Genomic DNA, 20,774 nt, shown 5'->3' on the forward strand with positions numbered 1-20,774 from the left:
AGTTAGATTATGCTGTGTTTAAACCAACGTGACATAGTCAGATTCAGTTGTATAGTAATGAATGTTTATGATTTTGTGCATAAATTATGCGAGTAGGATATGAAATAAATGGGCATCCATGTTATTCAAAGTCAACGTATTGATGTGTTGTTGCAGGGCGTACTGGCATCTACGTCCCAGCCTTCTACGCATCCATTACAGGTTTTGAAAGCCCAGCATTTTATTGTGCCAAGCCCTGCGGTTGAGCAGTGGCTGATACAAAAACTTGCAGAACAACAAGGCATGAGTGCCAATTACCAGTTTCATCAACGGGTTCGTGGTTTTCAGTGGTATGCCTATCAACAAGTCCTCACCTCGCATAAAGAACAAGTGCGTAAAGCCAATATTCCACGCCTGATTTTTAAATGGCGTGTACATCAAGCCTTACAAGAATTTATTCAGCCTGACGTGATGGATATAGATAATTCACATCCATTGCATTCTATTGTTCAGCGTATTTATGACAGTGCTGATCGACTAGAACAAGGTATTGAAAAACAGCTAAAAAAACAAAAAATGTTGTATTGGGTTGCCGAGCAGGTTGCTGATTTATTTAGTAACTACATGGTCTATCGGGGACAGTGCGAACGTGGTTGTGAAAACACCTGTACCTGTCCAAATAACTGGTTAGCAGCGTGGGGACAAGACCGAGCGCTGGATATTGAAAAATATATTGCGCAGAAAGATAAAGAAATTTCCGCATTTACTTTGCAGCAAACACAAGAATTAGAGCGTTGGCAGCGCTGGTTATGGCAGCAGCATTTTCATGATGACTTTATGCAAATGCGGCAAATTGACGAGTTGTTTTGGCAAGAATTAGACCATCCTGAGCGCCAGAAGAAAGCATTATCTCGTTTGCCAGAGCAAATTGTCATTTTTACTTTACTGGATTTGCCACCTAGCCAGCTTCAGTTTTTGCGCCGTTTAGGGCAATACATTGATGTGTTGATTTTGCACTATAACCCTTCACAAGAATATTGGGCCGATAGCGTCGATCCCCTGTGGAAACAACGTTATGACCTTGGAGTGAAAGAGCGTTTTATTGCAAAAAATCCTCAAGCAACCGATGCTGAGATTACCGATTTCTTTAATAAATTTACGCTTAACTTTAATGCTGAAGCACGTGAGTCCAGACATCCACTTTTAACTAGGCTGGGTAAACAAGCCCGCGACCATTTCTCCTTACTTTCAAACTTGTCTACCGGCGAAGAAGGGAAATGGGTCGATGCTTTTGTCGATGATTTTCCTGAAAGTTTACTGGGTAAAGTTCAGTCAGATATTTTGCATTTGGTAGAACCAGAGCCTAAGCAATATGAACTTCCCCCAACCGATGACTCAATTCAGATTCATGTTTGCCATTCAACATTGCGTCAACTTGAAGTATTAAAAGAGCAATTGATTGGTTGGTTGGCGAAACCACATGAGCAGCCGCGTCGTCCAAATGATATTTTGGTTTTAGTGCCTAATTTGGCAGAAGTAGAACCTTTAATCCGCAGTGTTTTCCCTGCTACGCCAACCGAGCAAGGCGTACATTTGCCTGTCAAAATTGCAGGGATTGCTTCACTCGATGCACTCAATGCATGGCGTGCCGTGATTGGGCGTATTAACCTTATGCAAGGGCGATTTAGCTTTGATGATTTTGCTGACTGGTTAAGCTTGCATGCAACCCAACAGTGTTATTCACTTGAATATGCTCAAGTAGAACGGATTTTGGCATTACTGGCCGATGCCGGATTTAAACGTGGGCTTGATGCAGAGCACCTGAAACGTAGCTTATGTGACGGTGATGAAGATTATCGCTATAGCTTTAAATTTGCTTTAGAACGGTTAGCGCTCGGCATTGCAATTCCCGAACATGCTACATTTAATCAGGTACTCAGTTACGCTAAGGTTCAACCGAGCGATTTTGAGCTCATTGGTACACTCATTCAGATTTATCAAGATTTAAATGTGCGCCGTGACTGGCTCATTATGCACGAGCAAAGAAAAGTTCATACGGTAGAATACTGGCTGCAGGTATTGTCGCAAGATATTGCCGAGTTTGAACAAGCTGGTGTTGCTGCTTTAAAAACTGCTCGGGAAATTGTGAAAAAACAAGAGCGTATGTTGACGCTTGCAAGTTACTATGCCGAGACAGAAACAGGCACTCTACGTAAAATCACTTTGCCTTTACCTTATATTCTGGATGAGATTCAGCGAACTTTAGAAAACCAGACAGCTCAAGCTGAACCAACTGGACAGATTACCTTTGCCCAAATTGGACAAATTCGCCCCTTACCTTATCGCTTAATAGTGATGTTGAATCTGGATGCAGGGCAGTTTCCCAACCGTGATACGCATGTACCATTTGATTTGATGGATGCCTTACGTCAACAACTCGGTGATCGTTCCCGTCTTGAGGATGACCAAGGTGCTTTCTTAGATGCCTTACTTTTAGCTCAAGAAAATCTATGGCTGTTTTATAACGGTTTTGATGTCAATGACGGTGAAGTGAGAGATCCTTCAAGTATTCTTCAAGAGTTCCGTGAGCACCTTGCTCTTATTGTAAAACCAGCGCCAGATGCACCTGAACGCGAAGTCATTGAAGGCATTGAAATTCCGTCTCAATTAAAGCAACTCTATCATTTACATTATTTACAGCCGTTTGACCCTAAAGGTTTCATGGCGGATAACAGCTATATTCGCTATCAAGATCATTGGTTTAACGTGGCGATGCAAATTCAACAAGCATCCGGTGTTCTTAAGCCTTGGGCGAATACATCTTATCCTTTAGAAATACCTGACATGCTGGTTTTAGACAGCCATCAGTGGATACAAGATGTGACTTTCCCTGCACGCCTCTATTTAAAAACTTTGGGTGTCGAAAACTTGGGGAGTGTGGGTGAGTTAGATCAAAATGAACCTTTACTTTTAGATGGTTTAGGCCGTTATACCATTCGACATTTTTTACAGCAAAACGAACAGCAGGCACAGCCAGAGGCTCTACTTGATCAGTTACCTGTAGGCAAAGTTCAATACAGCGCTTGGCAGCAGGGCATTTTCGAACAGGAATGTCTGCTTGAGCGTCTTCATCACTATGCACCAGCCGTGACACAAACCACGCAGCGAGTTTGGCGAATTGCCAAACAGCTACATATGAATATTACAGTGCCAAAATCTGAAACTCAGGATTGGGTTAGTATGGAAGCATCAAGTGCTCGGGCCAAAAGACGTGCAAAAGTCTGGTTAGAGTATCTGCTTTGGTTGGCCTATTTAAATGAGGGAAATGCGTGCACGGAAAAACGCCGTATTGTGGTTTTTAGTGATCAGACCGTGATTTGTAAAGGCATTAGCTCAGAGCAGGCTCGGCAGTATTTGCAGCCGTGGTTTAAAATCTGGCGTTATGCCCAGCAGCAGCCACTCGTGCTACCAGCAGCTTTAATGTTAAAGCCTCTAGAAAAAGCTAAGGCATATCAATGGGACACAATAAATCAGACAGAAAAAGTAAAACTGGACGAGAAGAGCTATGCCGAGCTGTTAAAATACTGGAATGAAACTGGGTCATTTACCTCTATCGATATGACTCAAAATGAAGCGTGTAAGTTGCATAAGGACTGGCGTTTCATTTTGCAAGAACAAGATGCTCAAGCATTGCTTCAGCATGCTTGTGATGAGTTTGCCTATGACCTGTATCATCCGGTTTTTCAATTTCAACATTCGGAGTAAGGCATGAACTCAAGAGTACAGGTGTCTTATCAACCTATTATTGATATTGAATTTAGTGGATTACATTTAATTGAAGCTTCGGCGGGCACAGGAAAAACCTATACCCTGTCGAGTCTAATGGTTCGTATTTTTCTTGAGAAATATCTACCCCGCCAAGTTATTGCGACTACTTTTACCCGTGCTGCTGCTGCTGAGTTAAAAAGTCGAATTCGTGCGCGTTTGGTCGAAACCTACCGCTATTTAAATGCTAAGCGGAGCTTGACCGAAAAAGAGATCCTTTTGCAGGCTGAGCAAGAATCTGACTTATTACTCCAACATGTTCTCAAGCATTTTGCGACACGTATAGCTTATGCCTGCGAGCGTTTAAAGCTGGTCATCGACCAGCTCGATGAGTTGTTTGTTGGAACACTCGATAGCTTTAGCCAAAAGCTGTTACGCGAGTTTGCTTTTGAAAGCGGCAAAATTGAACGTGCTCAAATTACTGATGATGCCAAAACTTATAGCCGCCAACTCATTCATGATGTTTTACGTGAATGGATACAATCTCAGCCTCAAACCGTGATTGATGCGTTGTATCTGGCAGGTGAGTTAAAGAGTGTCGATAGTTTTGTCAAACTGGTTGAAGACTCACTGAATTTTAGTTCGGCTCATTTTAAGCTTCCCGAAAAGCCTACCATTCAGTTTGAACAACTTGTACAGCTCAAACAGCTAGCAACAGAAATTGATATTAGCCTTTTAGAGCCGTATTACTTGCTTGATGGCGAGCACTATAAACATGTAAGCGGCACGATATTTCGTAATGGCGCATTTAATAAATTATTTAGTGAGTGCTTACCAGAGCTTTTACGAGTTCTCACTCAAAGCGACAGCATTTTAGTTTTTGATGGATCTTTAGCAGCACAGCGTGAACTTGTTTTTAAGTTTTTAGGCCAGCTTGCCGATCAGAAAGTTTTTAAAAAATGTCCCGCTGAAATTTCGGATGGATTCTATCAGCATCCCTGTATTCAGCAGCTTCAAAAGCTGTTTGGTGCATTGAAAAACTATGCTGAACAGTTCGACCAGCTTCATATTTATTTAAAAGCCTATTTATGTGTAGAAGTAAAAAAACGTCTGCCGCAGGTTTTACAAAATAAGGGCGAGACTACTTTTTCTCAGCAAATTCGCACTTTATCAGAAGCGCTAAAAGGCGAGCAGGGCCAGCGTTTTGCAGTATTTGTTCAGGCCCGATATCCCTTAATTTTAGTCGATGAATTTCAAGATACTAACCAAGACCAAGACGATATGCTGGCCAGCATTTGGCGCCATCCAGAGCGTTACCAAAAGGGTTGCATGATTATGGTGGGTGACCGTAAACAGGCAATTTACGGTTTCCGTGGTGGAGATATGCTTACCTTCTTAAATGCTTATAAAGACATTCAAGCAAAGCATGGTCGTGAATATAAATTAATACACAACCACCGTTCCGTTGCCGATTTGGTTGAAGTGGTGGACGCGTTATTTCAAAGGCAAATCGACTTTGGTGAACAGGTTCAATATGACCCAATTCGGGCAGGTACACGGCCTCATCCAGTTTTAGTCGATCAAGACCAGCCTAACCCGCATCCTTTACGCTGGCTTATGCTAAAAGACAAAGAAACAGAAGCGCAGCAAGTTGCATGGAAGATCCGTGATTTGCTTAACCAGTCGCATGCTGGAGCATTATTTTTTCAAAAAGATGCTCAAAGCCAAGTTTTAAATGAAGACGATATTGCGGTTTTGTCTCGTAATCATGATGGTCTAGATAAAGTTCAGTTTGAGTTAGAGCGATTGGGAATACGTGTTAACCGTCCATCAAAACGAAGTGTTTTTGATTGCTCAATTGCCCAAGATGTGGGGGCCTTACTCACTGCGATTCTTCATCCTTACGATGAGGCAAAAGTAAAACGAGCTTTAATTAGCCGTCTATTTGCAATGGACCTGAAACAGCTACTGCAACTTGAGCAAACTGCTGAAGGTTTAAGCCAGTTTATGACAAGCTTTGACGTTATTCGTGAGTTATGGTCGGCTCAAGGCTTTTTAGTGGCTTGGCAACAATGCTTAAACCAGTTTGGTATTTGGAAAAATTTAGTTGCTGCTCAGAGTAAAGACAATGAGCGAGTTGTGGTGAATTTGCGTCATTTGACTGAAATTTTGAGTCAACATAGCGAAAAATATCAAGGTGCACAAAATCTTTATCACTGGTATCTCAAGCAACTACAGTCACCGCTTGATCGTGAATGGGAATTAGAGCGGAAACTATCGAGTGAAGCTGGCGTGCAGCTCATGACCATACACCAGTCAAAAGGACTGGAGTTTAAAATTGTCTTTTTGCTTGGGGCCGACAAGCCATTTCGAGAAAATAACAAGACACTTAACTTCTCGACGCAAGATATAACAGTTCCAGAATCGGCTCAAACCGTAACACAACGAGTCGTTGCGATTGCCGATAAAACATATTTAAATGAAACTGAGCTCAAGCAGCATGAAGAACGAGCTTTAGCTGAACAAAACCGCCTTTGGTATGTGGCTTTAACCCGTGCGAGTCATCGTGTTTATGCGCTCTTACAAGATACAGATGGTAAGTCTGTTTCAGGCTTGGCATTTTGGAAAAATAGGGCAGAACCATTTCAGCACCGTTGTTGTTCTGATGAAATGATTTTGGAGCAACTTCCTGCTGCCATGCATTTAACTAAACAGCTCAATATTGTTGAAATACAGGCACAACATTTTCCAGATCAGCGCTTCTATTCGAGAGGCAAAACCAGTTTTAGTTATCTGGCACAGCACTTAAGACATAAAGTAGGTACCGATTTACTCGCGAACCAGAGCAATGAAACTGTTTTAGCCGAAGATGAACTCGATCAAGTTATTTCTGTTGAAACGACAAAGGCTCAGCCACTGAGCTGGATTAAAAGTAATTTTCCTAGAGGTACACTTGCGGGTAATTTTTTACATGAAATTTTTGAACATATTGATTTTCAATGTTCAGATGACTGGGTGAGTGAAATACGCCGTCGTTTTAAAAATGATTACAGTAGCTTGTGGCAAGATCTATTCACTAAGTATCAAGAAAGTTTTCCGGAAGAACAAGAAGCCGAATATGTGCTTTATCAAGCTGTATCCCAATGGTTACAAGAAATTTTGGACACGCCGTTATATCAAGGTTTTCGCTTAAATCAGTTACAGTCAGAGCACTATTTATCAGAATGTCCTTTTTATTTGGCACTCTCAGATCGAGTATTAGCAATGAAACGTATTCAGCAGCTTTTTGCTGAATATGGAATGGAAATGCCGGAATTATTAGAGGCTCGCTCTGCGCGGTACTTAAATGGTTCGATAGACTTGGTTTACTTTGATGGGCAGCGTTATCACATTGCTGATTATAAAAGTAATTATTTAGGTGAAGATCTTGCTGATTATAGTGTGCAAAGTATTGCACAAAGCATGTCTCTAGCCAGTTATTGGCTTCAGGCAGGCCTGTATTTGGTTGCGTTACATCGTTATTTAAAAGTCAAAATGCACAATTATGATATCGAGCGACACTTAGGTGGAGCGACGTATCTTTATTTGCGTGGTATGAATGGAGAGGTCGAGCAAGGTTACTATTATTGGCAGCCAAGTACAGAATTTGTTCTAAGACTTGATGCTATTTTGGGGTACTTTGCTGAGGATAAAATTGCATAAAAAATGCTGATAAATGATCTAATTTTAGAATTAACAAATACTTGGGGTGTGGATAAGCCTGTCTATAACCATGTGGACAAGCGTGTGGAAAACTAGGTGGATAAGTGTGTGGACAATCTAAACAGCCCTGAACAAAGCGATTTAAGCTGGTTAACGACTTGGAGTACCTTTCTAAATCAAGCTCCGTTTACTGCACAGAAACAAACGCCAGAAGCGGCTAGTTTTTTACAGCAGCTTATTGAAGCAAGTTTGCAGGGTGACAGTTGTATTGAGATTAGCCCAGAGCAAATCGAAGCACTTGGTCAACTGGTTATATCGGCTGAACAAGCGATATCTCAGGTTGCACCTTGTGTCCACGACGGGCAGGGGTTGGCATTATACCGATATTGGAATCTAGAGCAACGCCTAGCTGAACAAATTCGTCGATTAAAGCAACAACCAATTCAGCCCATTTCTTGTGAAGGATATTTGGAGCTACTAACAGACCCGCATCAGCAAGCTGCACTACAAATGGTGACTCAGCAGAGCTTGAGTATTATTACAGGTGGGCCAGGTACGGGGAAAACCTATACGCTTGCACGTATTATTGCGGTGCTGAGCCAAGCAATTCCTAATATTCGTGTGGCCATGGCAGCTCCGACGGGTAAAGCTGCACAGCGTATGCAAGAAGCCTTACAAAACTCGTTTAATGACCCCAAACTTCTTGAGTCGGGATTGGTGAGTGATGAATTAAGAAACCAAAGCACCCAGACTATTCATCGATTATTAGGAATGGGGCATAGCCAAACACCACGGTTTCATCAAAAACAACCTTTGCCTTACGATGTCATTGTGGTGGATGAAGCTTCTATGCTGGATTTAAATCTGGCAACGTTGTTATTTGAAGCAGTTCCTGAGTCTTGCCGAATTATTTTATTAGGTGATGCCAACCAGCTTGCTTCTGTAGATGTCGGAGCTGTACTTGCCGATTTACAGCAAATTGATGCTTTGTCTGAAAACCGTGTTCACCTTCAAACCAGCCGCCGTTTTGCAGAAGATGCATTAATTGGACAAGTGGCACGATTTATTCAAATGCAAACTGGTCAAATGGATCATGAGCAAGTTTTGCAGCAATTTGAAGTCGATATTGTTCAGGTTTCAGAGCTGCGTTCAATACCTTTACAAACTGATATGCCCGATGTGGTTCAGCTTGAGTATTTACCTGAAGATTCACCTATAGCATTAGAGCCTTACTATCAAAAATTAATGGTGGGCTTTCAAGGCTATGTGCACAGCCTAAAAAATTATTTACAAAATGATCGCTCACTTGAGGACATTGAAAAGATAGTAAAAGCATTTGATGACTATCGTATTTTGACAGCTGTACGTCATGGACCATTTGGCTTGCAGCAACTTAATCAATATGCAGAGCGCTGGTTACAACAGCAGCTAGGTATCGTGACTTTAGGTGGATGGTATATCGGCCGTCCAGTCATGATGACTTATAACGATTACCAGCTTGGTATTTCAAATGGTGACATTGGTTTATGTTTTGAACACAGAACCCAACCGGAACAGTTTGAAGTTTATTTTCCAAGTTTAAATAAGTGGGTTGCTGCAAATCGGTTGCCTAAAAGTATTCAAAGTGCATTTGCTTTAACCATTCACAAATCGCAAGGTTCTGAATTTACACATACTGCTGTTGTGCTTGATCAGGCAGCAAAGAATTTGTTAAGCCAAGAGCTGATTTATACCGCGATTACACGGGCAAAAAAAGTAGTGAGCCTTTTGGTTCATCAAGATGCGTTATTACAATCTTTTACAGTTCGGACTACCAGGAGAAGTGGTTTAGTTGAAAAAGTTAATCGCTTAGTTCGTTAAGACAAACTTAATATTTTCGCCTTTGTAAGAAAAAGCTTACAGGGATTCGAGATATTTGCTGCTAGAGAACAGCCTAGGTTTTTGAGATTATAAACGCACAACGAGCTTGGCAAGGAATGTCGGGCAAAATCGCACAATAATAACAACTTAAGTCGAGAGACTGCGAACTTACAATGATGTAGGTGTATAAAGAGGAAACTTACAGCCGCTAAGCCTTGTAGTTTTGGGAGAGACTACAGGGCTTTTTTATATTTAGAGTTTTTAACGCCTCCAAAAACGCTAAACAAATATTCATTTATCTGACTTTATTTGATGCTCAAATTATCAATATTCTAAGCCACTCATATTAATATATTTATTTATAATATGATTCTTAAATAAGCATTTTTCGCGTGAATTGTTAAGTTAAATGTTATACAGAACCGTACGTTATTTAGCTGTTGCAGATAAACGCTAAATATTAGACAGACCTGTACGTTTTCGCTTACATGATGATAAGAAAAATACTACTTTTCTTCATAATTAGATATGACAAAATACATCACATAAGGAAATAGAAATAAAAACAACGGAAGTGAATAAAACAAGAAGAAAGATGCAGAAAGCATCTCACATATAACAAGAAAAACAGAGATAAACACGATAAACAAGAACTACAGCGCCAAAAACCCAAGCAGAAATGCTTGGGTTTTTTATTTCTTCGATTGATTGCTTTTATCTATACCAAATCTGTTTCATGTGAGTCACTACCAAATAGTGAGCGGCGTTGGTCTCTAGGAATTCGAGGACATTGGCTAGAAATTTGATAGAGCAAATTTGCTAGGGCAGGTAGGTGAGTGCCTACTACAGATTTTCCAGTGGTTAATAATGAAACGCTAATATCGCGTTCTGGGTCGGCCCAGCATAAAATATTAGAAAAACCGAGATGACCAAAAGCTTGTCCTGTCATTGGGCCAAATAAACCCACTGGATTGCTGCCTAACATGGGTCCCAACGCATAACGCATGGGTATTAATAATGTTCGGTCAATATTTACACCTGTAGTGGGAAGCGTTGCTCTAAAAATTGTTTTCTCACTTAAAATTTGTTTGCCTTGGTAGCTTCCACCACTTAAAAGCATTTCAAAGAAGCGTCCTGCCTGTTCGGCACTGGTATAAATGTTGCCGGCAGGGCAGATGGTATCCATAAAGCGGCTATCATTGGTGACATCAACCGCGAGTTGTAAGCCGCCACCAAGTACATGATTGAGGTAATGGTCTGTACCTAAACGTGGATGTAAACCCGTTGCACAATTGAGAGCAGCTTCAGCACGATATTCCGGTCTAAGCCCATAGTTAAAATAAGGCATGTCCATCGGTTTCTCGATTGTCTCATGCATAAATTTGCGTAGGTCTTGTCCGGTCACCCGTTCTATGATTTCGCCCAAAATATAACCCGCGGTGACTGCATGATAGGCAAGATGATTACCTGCTGGAGAAACGGGTCTTGCGGCATATAAACGTTTTAAAATTTCATCTTTATCAAAAAGCAGCTCTGGTGTGACATCTCCATCAACATAAGGAATACCGCCACGATGTGATAATAGATGAAAGATCGTTGCACGGCGCTTACCGTTCACTCCATATTCAGGAATATAATAACTAACGGGGTCAAGTAAATTGATTTCGCCTTGCTCATCTAAAAGATGAATTAACATGGCAGTTATCATTTTTGATGCTGAAAATAAGCAAACGGGTGTGTCTGGTGTTGCAATGAGTGCATCTTTTTCTAGACCTGCCGGAGAGTTGCCTTGAGCATAGCCAATGCTTCGGTTTAATAAAATTTTGCCTTGTCTGCGTAGACAGAAAGTAATGAGCGGATAGTTCCCAGTTTTATATAACGACTCAATACTTTTCCAGATTTTTTGAACCTGATGTTTATTCATTCCACCCAATTCAGCGGGCACTTCATCTTTATGGTGAATGACTGATCCAAGATCGTCCGGTACCGGACAGGTGTTGGTCGAAAATATTTTCACACGTCCCTCGCGCTTCTTTCTTTTTATTGAAGGCCAAGTGTGCAGGGTTCGGACGCTGATGTCAGTGTCTAAAATGACAGGTAACTGAAAACAATTTTGCAATCCATATATAGATACCTTAAAATAGGCAACTTGCTGTAGTGATGCACGGCAGTCAGTTGCGCTCAACTGATTCATATCATTTATTTTTTTAAGCATCTCGGAGAAATCGAATGGCTTTAACTAATGCAGACCGCGCAGAGATCATTGCTAAATTTGCTCGCGCTGAAAACGACACTGGTTCACCAGAAGTACAAGTAGCTTTATTGACTGCTCAAATCAATGATTTGCAAGGTCACTTTAAAGCTCACAAACACGACCACCATAGCCGTCGCGGTTTGATCCGTATGGTTAACCAACGTCGTAAATTACTTGACTACTTAAATGGTAAAGACCACGAGCGTTACACTGCTTTGATCGGTGCTTTAGGTCTACGTCGTTAATTCGATTTTGCTTTGTTTTCGGTTTATCGCATGTTGTTATGCTTTGTTTCTGAAAAGAAAGTTTCGCCTAATCTACCGTTAGGCGATTTATAGAAGGGGCGCTTGTGCGCTCCTTCTTTGCGTTTAATATTATTTAAATTTTTTGGTCTAGTGTGATGGCTTCTAAGCTTTGTCATTTATCTACCAATAGTTGTAGTCTGAATGCCAAACCTTAGGGGTCTCACTAGAATAAAATCAGGAAAATACAATACATGTCAATGTTTAACATCGTTCGTAAAGAATTCCAATTCGGTCAGCATCAAGTCGTTTTAGAAACGGGTCGCGTTGCTCGTCAGGCAAACACAGTTTTAATTACTATGGGTGGCGTAACTGTTTTGGTTGCAGTTGTTGCTCAACCTAAAGCAAAAGCGGGTCAAGACTTTTTCCCGTTAACAGTTAACTATCAAGAAAAACAATATGCAGCTGGTCGTATCCCTGGTGGTTACGGTAAGCGTGAAGGCCGTGCTTCTGAAGCTGAAACTTTAATCTCACGTCTTATTGACCGCCCAATTCGTCCGTTGTTCCCAGAAGGTTACTTCAACGAAATTCAGGTAACAGCAACTGTTGTTTCTTCTGACAAAACTATGGATGCCGACATTGCAGCAATGCTTGGTACATCAGCAGCATTGTCTATTGCTGGTACTCCTTTCCGTGGTCCAATTGGTGGTGCACGTGTTGGTTTAATTAATGGTGAATATGTTTTAAACCCGAATTTTGAACAACTTGCTCAGTCTGACCTTGACCTTGTGGTTGCTGGTACAGAGTCTGCTGTATTAATGGTTGAGTCTGAAGCGAAAGAACTTTCAGAAGACCAAATGCTTGGCGCTGTGCTTTTCGGTCATGACGAAATGCAAATCGCGATTCAAGCAATTAAAGAATTTGCTGCCGCTGCTGGTGCAGTTGAGTCAACTTGGGTTGCTCCAACTAAAAATGAAGCACTTCTTGAGCAATTAAAAGCAGCTTTCGAAGCTAAAATTTCTGAAGCATATACGATTGCGGTTAAACAAGACCGTTATGCAGCACTTGATGCACTTTATGCAGAAGCTGTAGCTCAGTTCGTTCCTGAAAATGACGAAACTGGTATTGCTGACGAAGTAAACGAATTATTTGAAGACCTTAAATACCGTACAGTACGTGACAACATCTTGTCAGGTAAGCCACGTATTGATGGTCGTGATACTAAAACTGTTCGTGGTATCGACGTACAAGTTGGCGTATTAGACCGCGCTCACGGTTCTGCATTATTTACACGTGGTGAAACTCAAGCGTTGGTAACAACAACTTTGGGTAATACTCGTGATGCACTTATGGTTGATACATTGTCAGGTACTAAAACTGACAACTTCATGTTGCACTATAACTTCCCTGCATACTCTGTAGGTGAAACAGGTCGTGAATCTGGTCCTAAGCGTCGTGAAATTGGTCATGGTCGTTTAGCACGTCGTGGTGTTCAAGCAGTTCTTCCTGCAGCTGACCGCTTCCCGTATGTGATTCGTATTGTATCTGACATTACTGAATCTAACGGTTCATCTTCAATGGCTTCTGTATGTGGTGCATCATTATCACTTATGGATGCAGGTGTTCCACTTAAAGCGCCAGTTGCAGGTATCGCAATGGGCTTAGTGAAAGAAGGCGAGCGTTTTGCTGTACTTTCTGACATCTTAGGTGACGAAGACCACCTTGGCGACATGGACTTTAAAGTAGCAGGTTCTGCAAATGGTATTACTGCACTTCAAATGGACATCAAGATCGAAGGTATTACTGAAGAAATTATGGAAGTTGCATTAAACCAAGCATTTGCTGGTCGTATGCACATCCTTAATGAAATGAACAAAGTAATTTCACGCGCTCGTCCTGAAATTTCAATGCATGCTCCAACATTCGAAGTAATTACAATTAATCCGGATAAAATCCGTGATGTAATTGGTAAAGGTGGTGCAACAATCCGTCAAATTACTGAAGAAACTAAAGCTGCAATTGATATTGAAGATAACGGTACAGTTCGCGTATTTGGTGAAACTAAAGCTGCTGCTAAAGCTGCTATTGCAAAAATCCAAGCGATTACTGCTGAAGTTGAACCAGGTAAAATCTATGACGGTAAAGTTATCCGTATCGTAGAATTTGGTGCGTTCGTAAACATTATGCCAGGTACTGATGGTCTTCTTCACATTTCGCAAATCTCTAATGAGCGTATTGCGAACGTAACTGATGTTCTTAAAGAAGGTCAGGAAGTTAAAGTACAAGTTGCTGATGTTGACAACCGTGGTCGTATCAAATTGACTATGAAAGATATTGAGCAAGCATAATTGCTTAACTCACTAAAAAAGTCCGCTTGATGCGGGCTTTTTTTATGGCATGATGCAAGTAACACACAAATAGATCGACGTGGTATGCAGGTTTATTATTTTTATCGTCATCAAAACGATGGCTATGTTTTTTTGAGCCGAGAAAAGCACACTGAACATGTTCTAGAGTTCTTCTGGGTTGATAGTGTGAGGTCTGATGTTGTTAACCATAATGAAGAATGGCAACAAAAAATTCAGCAGCTTACTGATATAGCTATTAATGAATTTCATATGCGAGATATTGCCAATATCGAGCATCCTTGCGCTTTTGATACGCTTGAAGAATATGACTTGCTGATTTTTAAAAAGCTAGTTACCCCAGATGATGAAATTAAAAATGGGGAATCACATGAGAGTGTATTTGGCTTAGCAACCACGCCTATTAGTTTTATTTTTACGCCTAAAGTTCTGATTAGCGTACGGGAGCAGGGCAATAAGTCGATTGAAAATTATATTCAGCGTCTTGAAAATATTTTATGTCGAACTCTAGAAGAACAAAACAAAACCCGTAAGCTGCCTAACTCACCTGTAGATTTGTGTCTACGCCTACTGAATAGCATGGTGGATGGTTATCTTGATATTCGTTCACCTTTAACCAGAAGGGTTGAGCATTGGCAACAACAACTATTACAAGGTAATCGCCGTTTTAAACAATGGCATCAACTGTTTCATGAAAACATGGCTTTTCAGCAGGTCGAAAATCTATGTGAAGAGCAGATCGAAACCTTGCAAGAGTTTCGAGATGAAATTGTAGAAAACTATCATCATGTTATTGGTGAACGAACACATAGTTCGCAAGATCTTTTGTTGGTTCGTTTGAATGATTTAATGAGTCATGTTGAACGTATTCAAAAACATACTTTACGTTTACGTAGTGCTATTCAGTCAGCCATAGATTTGCATTTCTCAGCCATTTCAAACCAAACCAATGAGAATATGCGTATTCTTGCCATTATTACTGCTGTATTTGCACCGCTTACACTTTTAACGGGTATTTATGGAATGAACTTTGAGTTTATTCCAGGGCTTAAATCGCCAGTCGGTTTCTGGATTATGCTTGGTGTCATGTTGCTCAGTACGGTTTTATTGCTGTATTACTTCTATCGACAGCATTTGGTCGGGCGTGGTGAAAAAAGTGTTATCGATTTATTGGCGCAGCAGCATCGTGAAGAACGGATGAATTTGTTTTGGTTTTTGGAATATGAACCGATTAAGCAGACTGTGAAGGAATTAGAGAAAATTACTCGATTAAAATAAATTTTTATTTCTGCACGACGGAGTCTTCTCATTAATATATCAAATAGTTATAGCTAATTCGTTACTTTGGTTTTGCCCAAAGTAACCAAAGGCATTTGTCATCCTTAGAACCTGTTCACTACCAGCATTTAACTAATTTTATTGCAAAAACAATACTATTTAGATAATAGGCAGGCCAAGGATGACTTTTAGCTCAAGCTATACCTCGGAAAATATCATTTAAAAAAAACTTAATGAAAATGCTTCAACTGTTTTCTAAGTTGCTGTACTTCATCAATCAAGTCTAACATCACCGCAACAGCTGCCAAACTCGCATCAAAGTCACGTTGCAAACGATAAGCTTTACGAGCACGGATAACGTCTTCACCCATAAACTGATGTTTTTCAGGTGTACTTTCAATCACTAAAATATCGTACTCAATAAGCTCTAGAATCCAGTCCGGGCTTTGACCACAGGCTTGGGCAAATTGTTGTAAGTCAAATGTAGATTGTTCATCAACGACTTCAGCACTAAAGGTGTGGCCGTCACATACAATTTCTCGATAATGGATGGTTGTCATGATCTTGCTCCCTAATGAGATGAACGAGGTTCGAATGAAGCAAAGGCTTCAGCCAATTGCTGATACGCTTCTTTTTCTTTTTCAGAATGCGCAGGTGGGAATACAATATTTAAAATTAAATAAAGATGGCCTGGCGTTTTATTTGGTATCCCTTTGTCTTTTAAACGTAGCTGTTGTCCTTGTTTTGCATTTTTAGGTAAATTGACATGTAATGACCCCGCAGGTGTTTTTACTTCAATGCCTTGACCTAATGCAGCCTCCCAAGGTGCTACATCTGCAGTTAAATATACATCACTGCCTTCGACATGAACACGATCGGTATCTTTATATTGAATCTCTATATAAAGATCGCCATTGGCACCGCCATTGATACCACTTTGTCCCTGTCCGCTTAGGCGAATTTGTTGGCCTTCCTTCATACCTTTCGGTATTTTTACCTGTAAAGTTTTACGTTGTACCTCAGGCTCACCATAAACATTCACAGTTGGAATTTGTAAGGTAATCTGTTGCGTTGAACCATGGTAGGCAATATCTAGGTCAACCTCTATGCTGGCATGTTGATCTTCTCCGCGATAACTACGTTGTTGTCTTTGATATTGTTGTTGACCACCACCGCCAAATCCTGCACCAAAGCGACCAAATAAGTCTTCAAAACCGCTAAAGTCAGCTTCACCACCTGTAGAACCTTGACGATAAAAGCGTGCACCATCGAATCCGCCTTGAGCCGCTCCTTGACCAAAGCCATTAAAGCTTTGTGGATGGTCTAACATTTGGTCATATTCAGCTTTTTTTTCTGCATTGCTTAACGTGTCATAGGCAATGTTAATCGCCTGCATTTTTTCTTCTGCATCTTTTTCTTTGCTGATATCGGGGTGATATTTACGAGCTAATTTCCGATATGCTTTTTTAATCTCATCAGCAGAGGCTTCTCGTGTAACCCCTAATTCTTCATAATAATTTTTGGCCATAATGTTTTATCACGATGGTGTTGTTTATTTCATTATGAAACAATTTTTAAGGCTTTCAACAAGCTAGATTGTATAAGAGTTGTTCTCTTACACAATAGGGAAGTATGGTGAAAAGAGACATAGGTCGGTTAGAGCTATGCCTCGAACTTTTTACATGAAAGTCTGATATAAACCGTATAGGGCAATAAGTAAAAGTAATAGACCGCATACACCTAATATTTTAGGATATAAGTGGCTGTTAGAAAGGCGGCGGAAAAATACATAAACCAAAGATAGGGTTAAAAAATCTAAAACAATCCATGTCAGGGTAAGCAAGGTCAAACTGAAATTAAGATTCGGTGAAATTGAGACAAATTGAGGAAAAAAGGCTGAAAAGAAAATAATATCTTTAGGGTTTGAAATACCAACGAGAAAGCCTTTTTTAAAACCACCATTTTGAGACGAAATTGTTTTTATTGCTTCAGGATGAGGTGCTTGAATGACTTCTTTTAAAATGCTCAAACCTAAATAACCAATATAGAGACAGCCTAAAACCCGAATAATATTTAAATAGCTTTCATTAATACCGAGTACGCCTTTAAGTACGAGTACTGAAATAAAAATTAAAACCAGTGAGGCAAGGTTAGTACCAAAAATGGTTTCCAGTGCTTTTTTATAGCCACCTTTAAGTCCGGCACTTGCTACCAAAATCATGACTGGACCAGGGGTCGCAATCATAATAATGACACTGAAAATAAAGAGAAAATAATCAAAATAATTCATGGAATATAAGCGTCTTATTTATTGGATTACAAAGTAAGCTCATATTAACTGATTTAAAATAAGAAGCTGAAAATTATCATCACAAACGATAGATAAATAAAAAGGCGGTTTGACCGCCTTTTTATAAAATGAGGAATTAACTCAAATGTTCACCAAATAAACCCAGTGCTTCTTCAGCAGTGAATTCATAACGAGTGTTACAGAACTGACAATCCATTTGAATTGGGTTTTGCGCTTCCAATGTTTCATGAACAGCATCTACACCAATTTGAATGAGCGCTTTAGCACAACGTTCTTTAGAACAAGTACAACCAAATTTTAAGTGTTCAACTTCTGGTAAGCGTACTTCTTCTTCGTTATAGAGACGATACAGAATCTCATTTGCTGAAAGCTCTGTTAGCTCTTCAGACTTAAGCGTTTCAGTCAGCATAGTCAAACGTGGCCATAAGTCTTCATCAACCAGTTTTTGCTCTTCTTCATCATGACGAGGTAATAACTGAATGAGTAAACCACCAGAACGTTTAGCTGTACTTGCCAATACAATACGAGTTGGGATTTGTGCAGAAAGGTCATAATACTGCATTAAACAACCTGCTAAATTGGTTTGGTCAAGAGGGACAATCCCTTGATAACGCTCACCATGCTCAGGTTCGATGTTAATAAATAAAATTGGATTAACCAAAGCGCCAAGGACTGTACTGCTGTCAGTTGCTTCAACAAAGCGAGGATCTGTTTCGTAGTCTGCTAAAGCACGAACTTCACCTAAATGGTTACATTCAGCCATGGCCCATTTGAAAGAGCCGGAAGCCTGGATTTGCAAGCTGATACGGCCTTTGATTTTTAATGTACTCGCAAGTAATGCGGTCGCGCTCAACATCTCGCCTAGCAGAATTTTAACTGCAGGCATGTAATCGCGTTGAGCTAAAATAGTTTGTAATGCTTCTTCTAGATGAACTACTTCACCACGAACAGGAAAGTCCTCTATATAAAAGCGTTGGCGTAAATCAGACATAATATTCTCCAGGGCCCTAAGCAGATTATAACAACTTCGGTTTAATCAAGCTTAGGGAATGCAGTGAAGCTGCAAGCAGGACAACGGTAACTTTTGTACCGATTGTCGCAATCATTTAGGCAATGTGAATAAGTCCTTAATATAGCCATTTTGCGAAATCTCAAGTTATTCTTCGTGATCTCGTGTAATGTCGATACGATTTGGTTGTAAATGACGCTTTAAGTCCACGTCATGTCTTGATGTTGCTTGTTGTGCGTCGCTTTCAAATAGATGTTCAAGTTCAGCTAAAGCATTGCGATGAGTTTCAAAAACCTTTTGTTCATCGGTATAAATGCTTTGCTGTTGTATGAGTAGTTTTTCATCATAATCTCGAAAGATTTCGATATTGTTATAAGCTTGTTCATCAGAAATACCGAGTTCACGTAAAGCTCGATAAGCCATACCTAACGATGATAAGTAAGTTTCACGCCAAATATGTTCAACACCTAAATCTCTTAATAGATGTACATGGTGGCGGTCACGTGCACGAGCTAACAATTTTAAGTTTGGATAGTTCAATCTAAGATGACGTGCAACATTCATAGAGTCTTCGACATCATCGATAGCTAAAATAAATACTTTGGCTTTTTCAATACCTGCTGAACGAAGTAAGTCAGGCTGAGTAACATCACCATAATAGAGTTTACCGCCGTATCGACGAACAAAGTCAACTTGATGAAGGTTGTTGTCGATGGCAGTAAAACCTAAGTGTTGCAAGCGGGCAATACGTGCAATAATTTGTCCAAAGCGACCAAAACCGGCAATGATAATCGGGTTTTCTTGCTGAGGAATTTCATCGTATTCAGGTGGACGTTCTTTATGAAAAAGTGGAATGATCTTACAGGTCATAAACCAATACAGTAATGGGGTAAGTACCATTGATAAGGTCACAATAAGCGTAACAGGCTCTAATAAAGCGTCCGTTAAAATCTTTTCGCTTTTAGCAAGACTCAAAATGACAAAAGCAAATTCACCACCTTGAGCTAAACATGTTCCAAGTAGCAGGCTATTATTCCAGCTGTACTTTTTATAGCGGGCAATGGCAGTCAAGATAAGGGTTTTTATCACCAACAGGCCGACTGCTCCACCAATAATGAGCCAAGGCATTTCAATGAGCAATGATAGTTGCGTGGTCATGCCGACAGTCATAAAGAACAAGCCCAGCAATAGTCCTTTAAACGGCGCAATACTTGCTTCAACTTCATGGCGGAATTCTGAGTCAGCTAAAAGTACACCAGTGAGGAAAGCACCTAATGTGGTACTAATACCCAAAGTATCCATGAGTAATACAACAGCAAGAATAATAAATAACCCTACTGCTGTAATCAGCTCGGTTGCACCGCTTTTCGCCACAAAACGGAAAAATGGACGCATGACGTAGCGGCTAAACAAAAACAGGCCAGTAAATGTGGCAATAATCGCTGCAAAATAAGCGACGCCGTGATGGGTCGATTCTGTTCCAGCCAACAGTGGAATGACTGCCAATAAAGGAATGGCTGCAATATCTTGGAACAGCAAAATTGAAAAAGATTGCTGACCATAGGTGGTATTAAGCTGTTGTTTTTCAGTGAGTAGTTGCAGAACAAAGGCAGTTGAAGATAACGCAAGTGCAAAGCCAATCACAAAGCTGACAGAAAGCTGCTGTTTAAAGAGTAATAGCATGATCAGCATAAGTACGCCACCGCTAATGAGGACTTGCAGACTTCCCATTACAAAAATGGAGTCACGCATTTCCCATAAACGTTGTGGACGTAATTCTAGCCCAATCAGAAACATCAGTAAGATCACCCCAAACTCAGCCAATTCCATAATGGCTTCGGGGTCATGGGCAATATTTAAAACACTCGGGCCAAGAAGTATGCCCGTAAATAAATAACCTAAAACTGTTGCAATCCCTAAGCGTTTACCCAAAGGGACTAAAATTAGAGAAGCTCCAAGAAAAATTGTTGCTTGCAGTAGGAATGACATTCATTACCCCGAATGTATT

The 20,774-nt window shown here is 40.4% G+C and carries 12 protein-coding genes; 6 read left to right on the forward strand and 6 right to left on the reverse strand.

Features of this window, described 5'->3' with window-relative positions; genetic code table 11:
• Window positions 1-108 precede the first annotated feature (108 nt).
• The 3 genes from ABLB96_RS04470 (at window position 109) to recD (ending at window position 9,306) form a co-directional block, all read left to right on the forward strand.
• Complete coding sequence (locus tag ABLB96_RS04470; protein WP_348896257.1) at window positions 109-3,744, forward strand: exodeoxyribonuclease V subunit gamma; 3,636 nt, start codon at window positions 109-111, stop codon at window positions 3,742-3,744.
• A gap of 3 nt (window positions 3,745-3,747) precedes the next feature.
• Window positions 3,748-7,446: a UvrD-helicase domain-containing protein gene (locus tag ABLB96_RS04475; RefSeq protein WP_348896256.1), complete on the forward strand. Its 3,699-nt coding sequence runs from the start codon at window positions 3,748-3,750 to the stop codon at window positions 7,444-7,446.
• A 108-nt stretch (window positions 7,447-7,554) separates the two neighbouring features.
• Window positions 7,555-9,306 carry an exodeoxyribonuclease V subunit alpha gene (gene recD / locus ABLB96_RS04480; protein WP_348896255.1) on the forward strand — a complete coding sequence of 584 codons (1,752 nt, stop codon included), beginning with the start codon at window positions 7,555-7,557 and terminating at the stop codon, window positions 9,304-9,306.
• A 718-nt stretch (window positions 9,307-10,024) separates the two neighbouring features.
• On the opposite strand, the gene ABLB96_RS04485 is transcribed toward recD, so the two are convergent.
• Window positions 10,025-11,323 (reverse strand): serine hydrolase domain-containing protein, encoded by a 1,299-nt coding sequence (locus ABLB96_RS04485; RefSeq protein ID WP_348896308.1) that lies wholly within the window; start codon window positions 11,321-11,323, stop codon window positions 10,025-10,027.
• Window positions 11,324-11,535: 212 nt separating this feature from the next.
• Between ABLB96_RS04485 and rpsO the strand changes: the two genes are divergently transcribed.
• From rpsO to ABLB96_RS04500, 3 genes are all read left to right on the forward strand, one after another.
• Entirely contained in the window at window positions 11,536-11,805 is a 270-nt protein-coding gene (rpsO, locus tag ABLB96_RS04490) for a 30S ribosomal protein S15 (protein WP_001229357.1), read from the forward strand.
• A 257-nt stretch (window positions 11,806-12,062) separates the two neighbouring features.
• The gene (gene pnp, locus ABLB96_RS04495) at window positions 12,063-14,150 is read left to right on the forward strand and encodes a polyribonucleotide nucleotidyltransferase (protein ID WP_171220364.1); all 2,088 of its coding nucleotides are present in this window, start codon (window positions 12,063-12,065) and stop codon (window positions 14,148-14,150) included.
• Between the two features lie 84 nt (window positions 14,151-14,234).
• On the forward strand, window positions 14,235-15,446 hold the full coding sequence (locus ABLB96_RS04500; protein ID WP_348896254.1) for a magnesium transporter CorA family protein: 1,212 nt from the start codon (window positions 14,235-14,237) through the stop codon (window positions 15,444-15,446).
• Between the two features lie 230 nt (window positions 15,447-15,676).
• Here the strand turns inward: ABLB96_RS04500 and ABLB96_RS04505 are convergent, their stop codons facing one another.
• The 5 genes from ABLB96_RS04505 to ABLB96_RS04525 all read right to left on the reverse strand — a co-directional run bounded on the left by ABLB96_RS04505 (window position 15,677) and on the right by ABLB96_RS04525 (window position 20,755).
• Window positions 15,677-16,006, reverse strand: coding sequence for a chaperone modulator CbpM (locus tag ABLB96_RS04505; protein WP_068935766.1), 330 nt, complete (start codon window positions 16,004-16,006; stop codon window positions 15,677-15,679).
• An 11-nt stretch (window positions 16,007-16,017) separates the two neighbouring features.
• A complete protein-coding gene (locus ABLB96_RS04510; RefSeq protein ID WP_348896253.1) occupies window positions 16,018-16,974 on the reverse strand; it encodes a DnaJ C-terminal domain-containing protein in 957 nt (318 codons plus the stop codon).
• A gap of 150 nt (window positions 16,975-17,124) precedes the next feature.
• Window positions 17,125-17,736: a LysE family translocator gene (locus tag ABLB96_RS04515; RefSeq protein WP_309456567.1), complete on the reverse strand. Its 612-nt coding sequence runs from the start codon at window positions 17,734-17,736 to the stop codon at window positions 17,125-17,127.
• A 136-nt stretch (window positions 17,737-17,872) separates the two neighbouring features.
• Window positions 17,873-18,748 carry an Hsp33 family molecular chaperone HslO gene (locus ABLB96_RS04520; RefSeq protein ID WP_069370680.1) on the reverse strand — a complete coding sequence of 292 codons (876 nt, stop codon included), beginning with the start codon at window positions 18,746-18,748 and terminating at the stop codon, window positions 17,873-17,875.
• A 165-nt stretch (window positions 18,749-18,913) separates the two neighbouring features.
• Window positions 18,914-20,755 (reverse strand): monovalent cation:proton antiporter-2 (CPA2) family protein, encoded by a 1,842-nt coding sequence (locus ABLB96_RS04525; RefSeq protein ID WP_348896252.1) that lies wholly within the window; start codon window positions 20,753-20,755, stop codon window positions 18,914-18,916.
• Window positions 20,756-20,774 lie beyond the last annotated feature (19 nt).

It is taken from the genome of Acinetobacter sp. XH1741 (genome assembly GCF_041021895.1).
Classification (GTDB): domain Bacteria; phylum Pseudomonadota; class Gammaproteobacteria; order Pseudomonadales; family Moraxellaceae; genus Acinetobacter.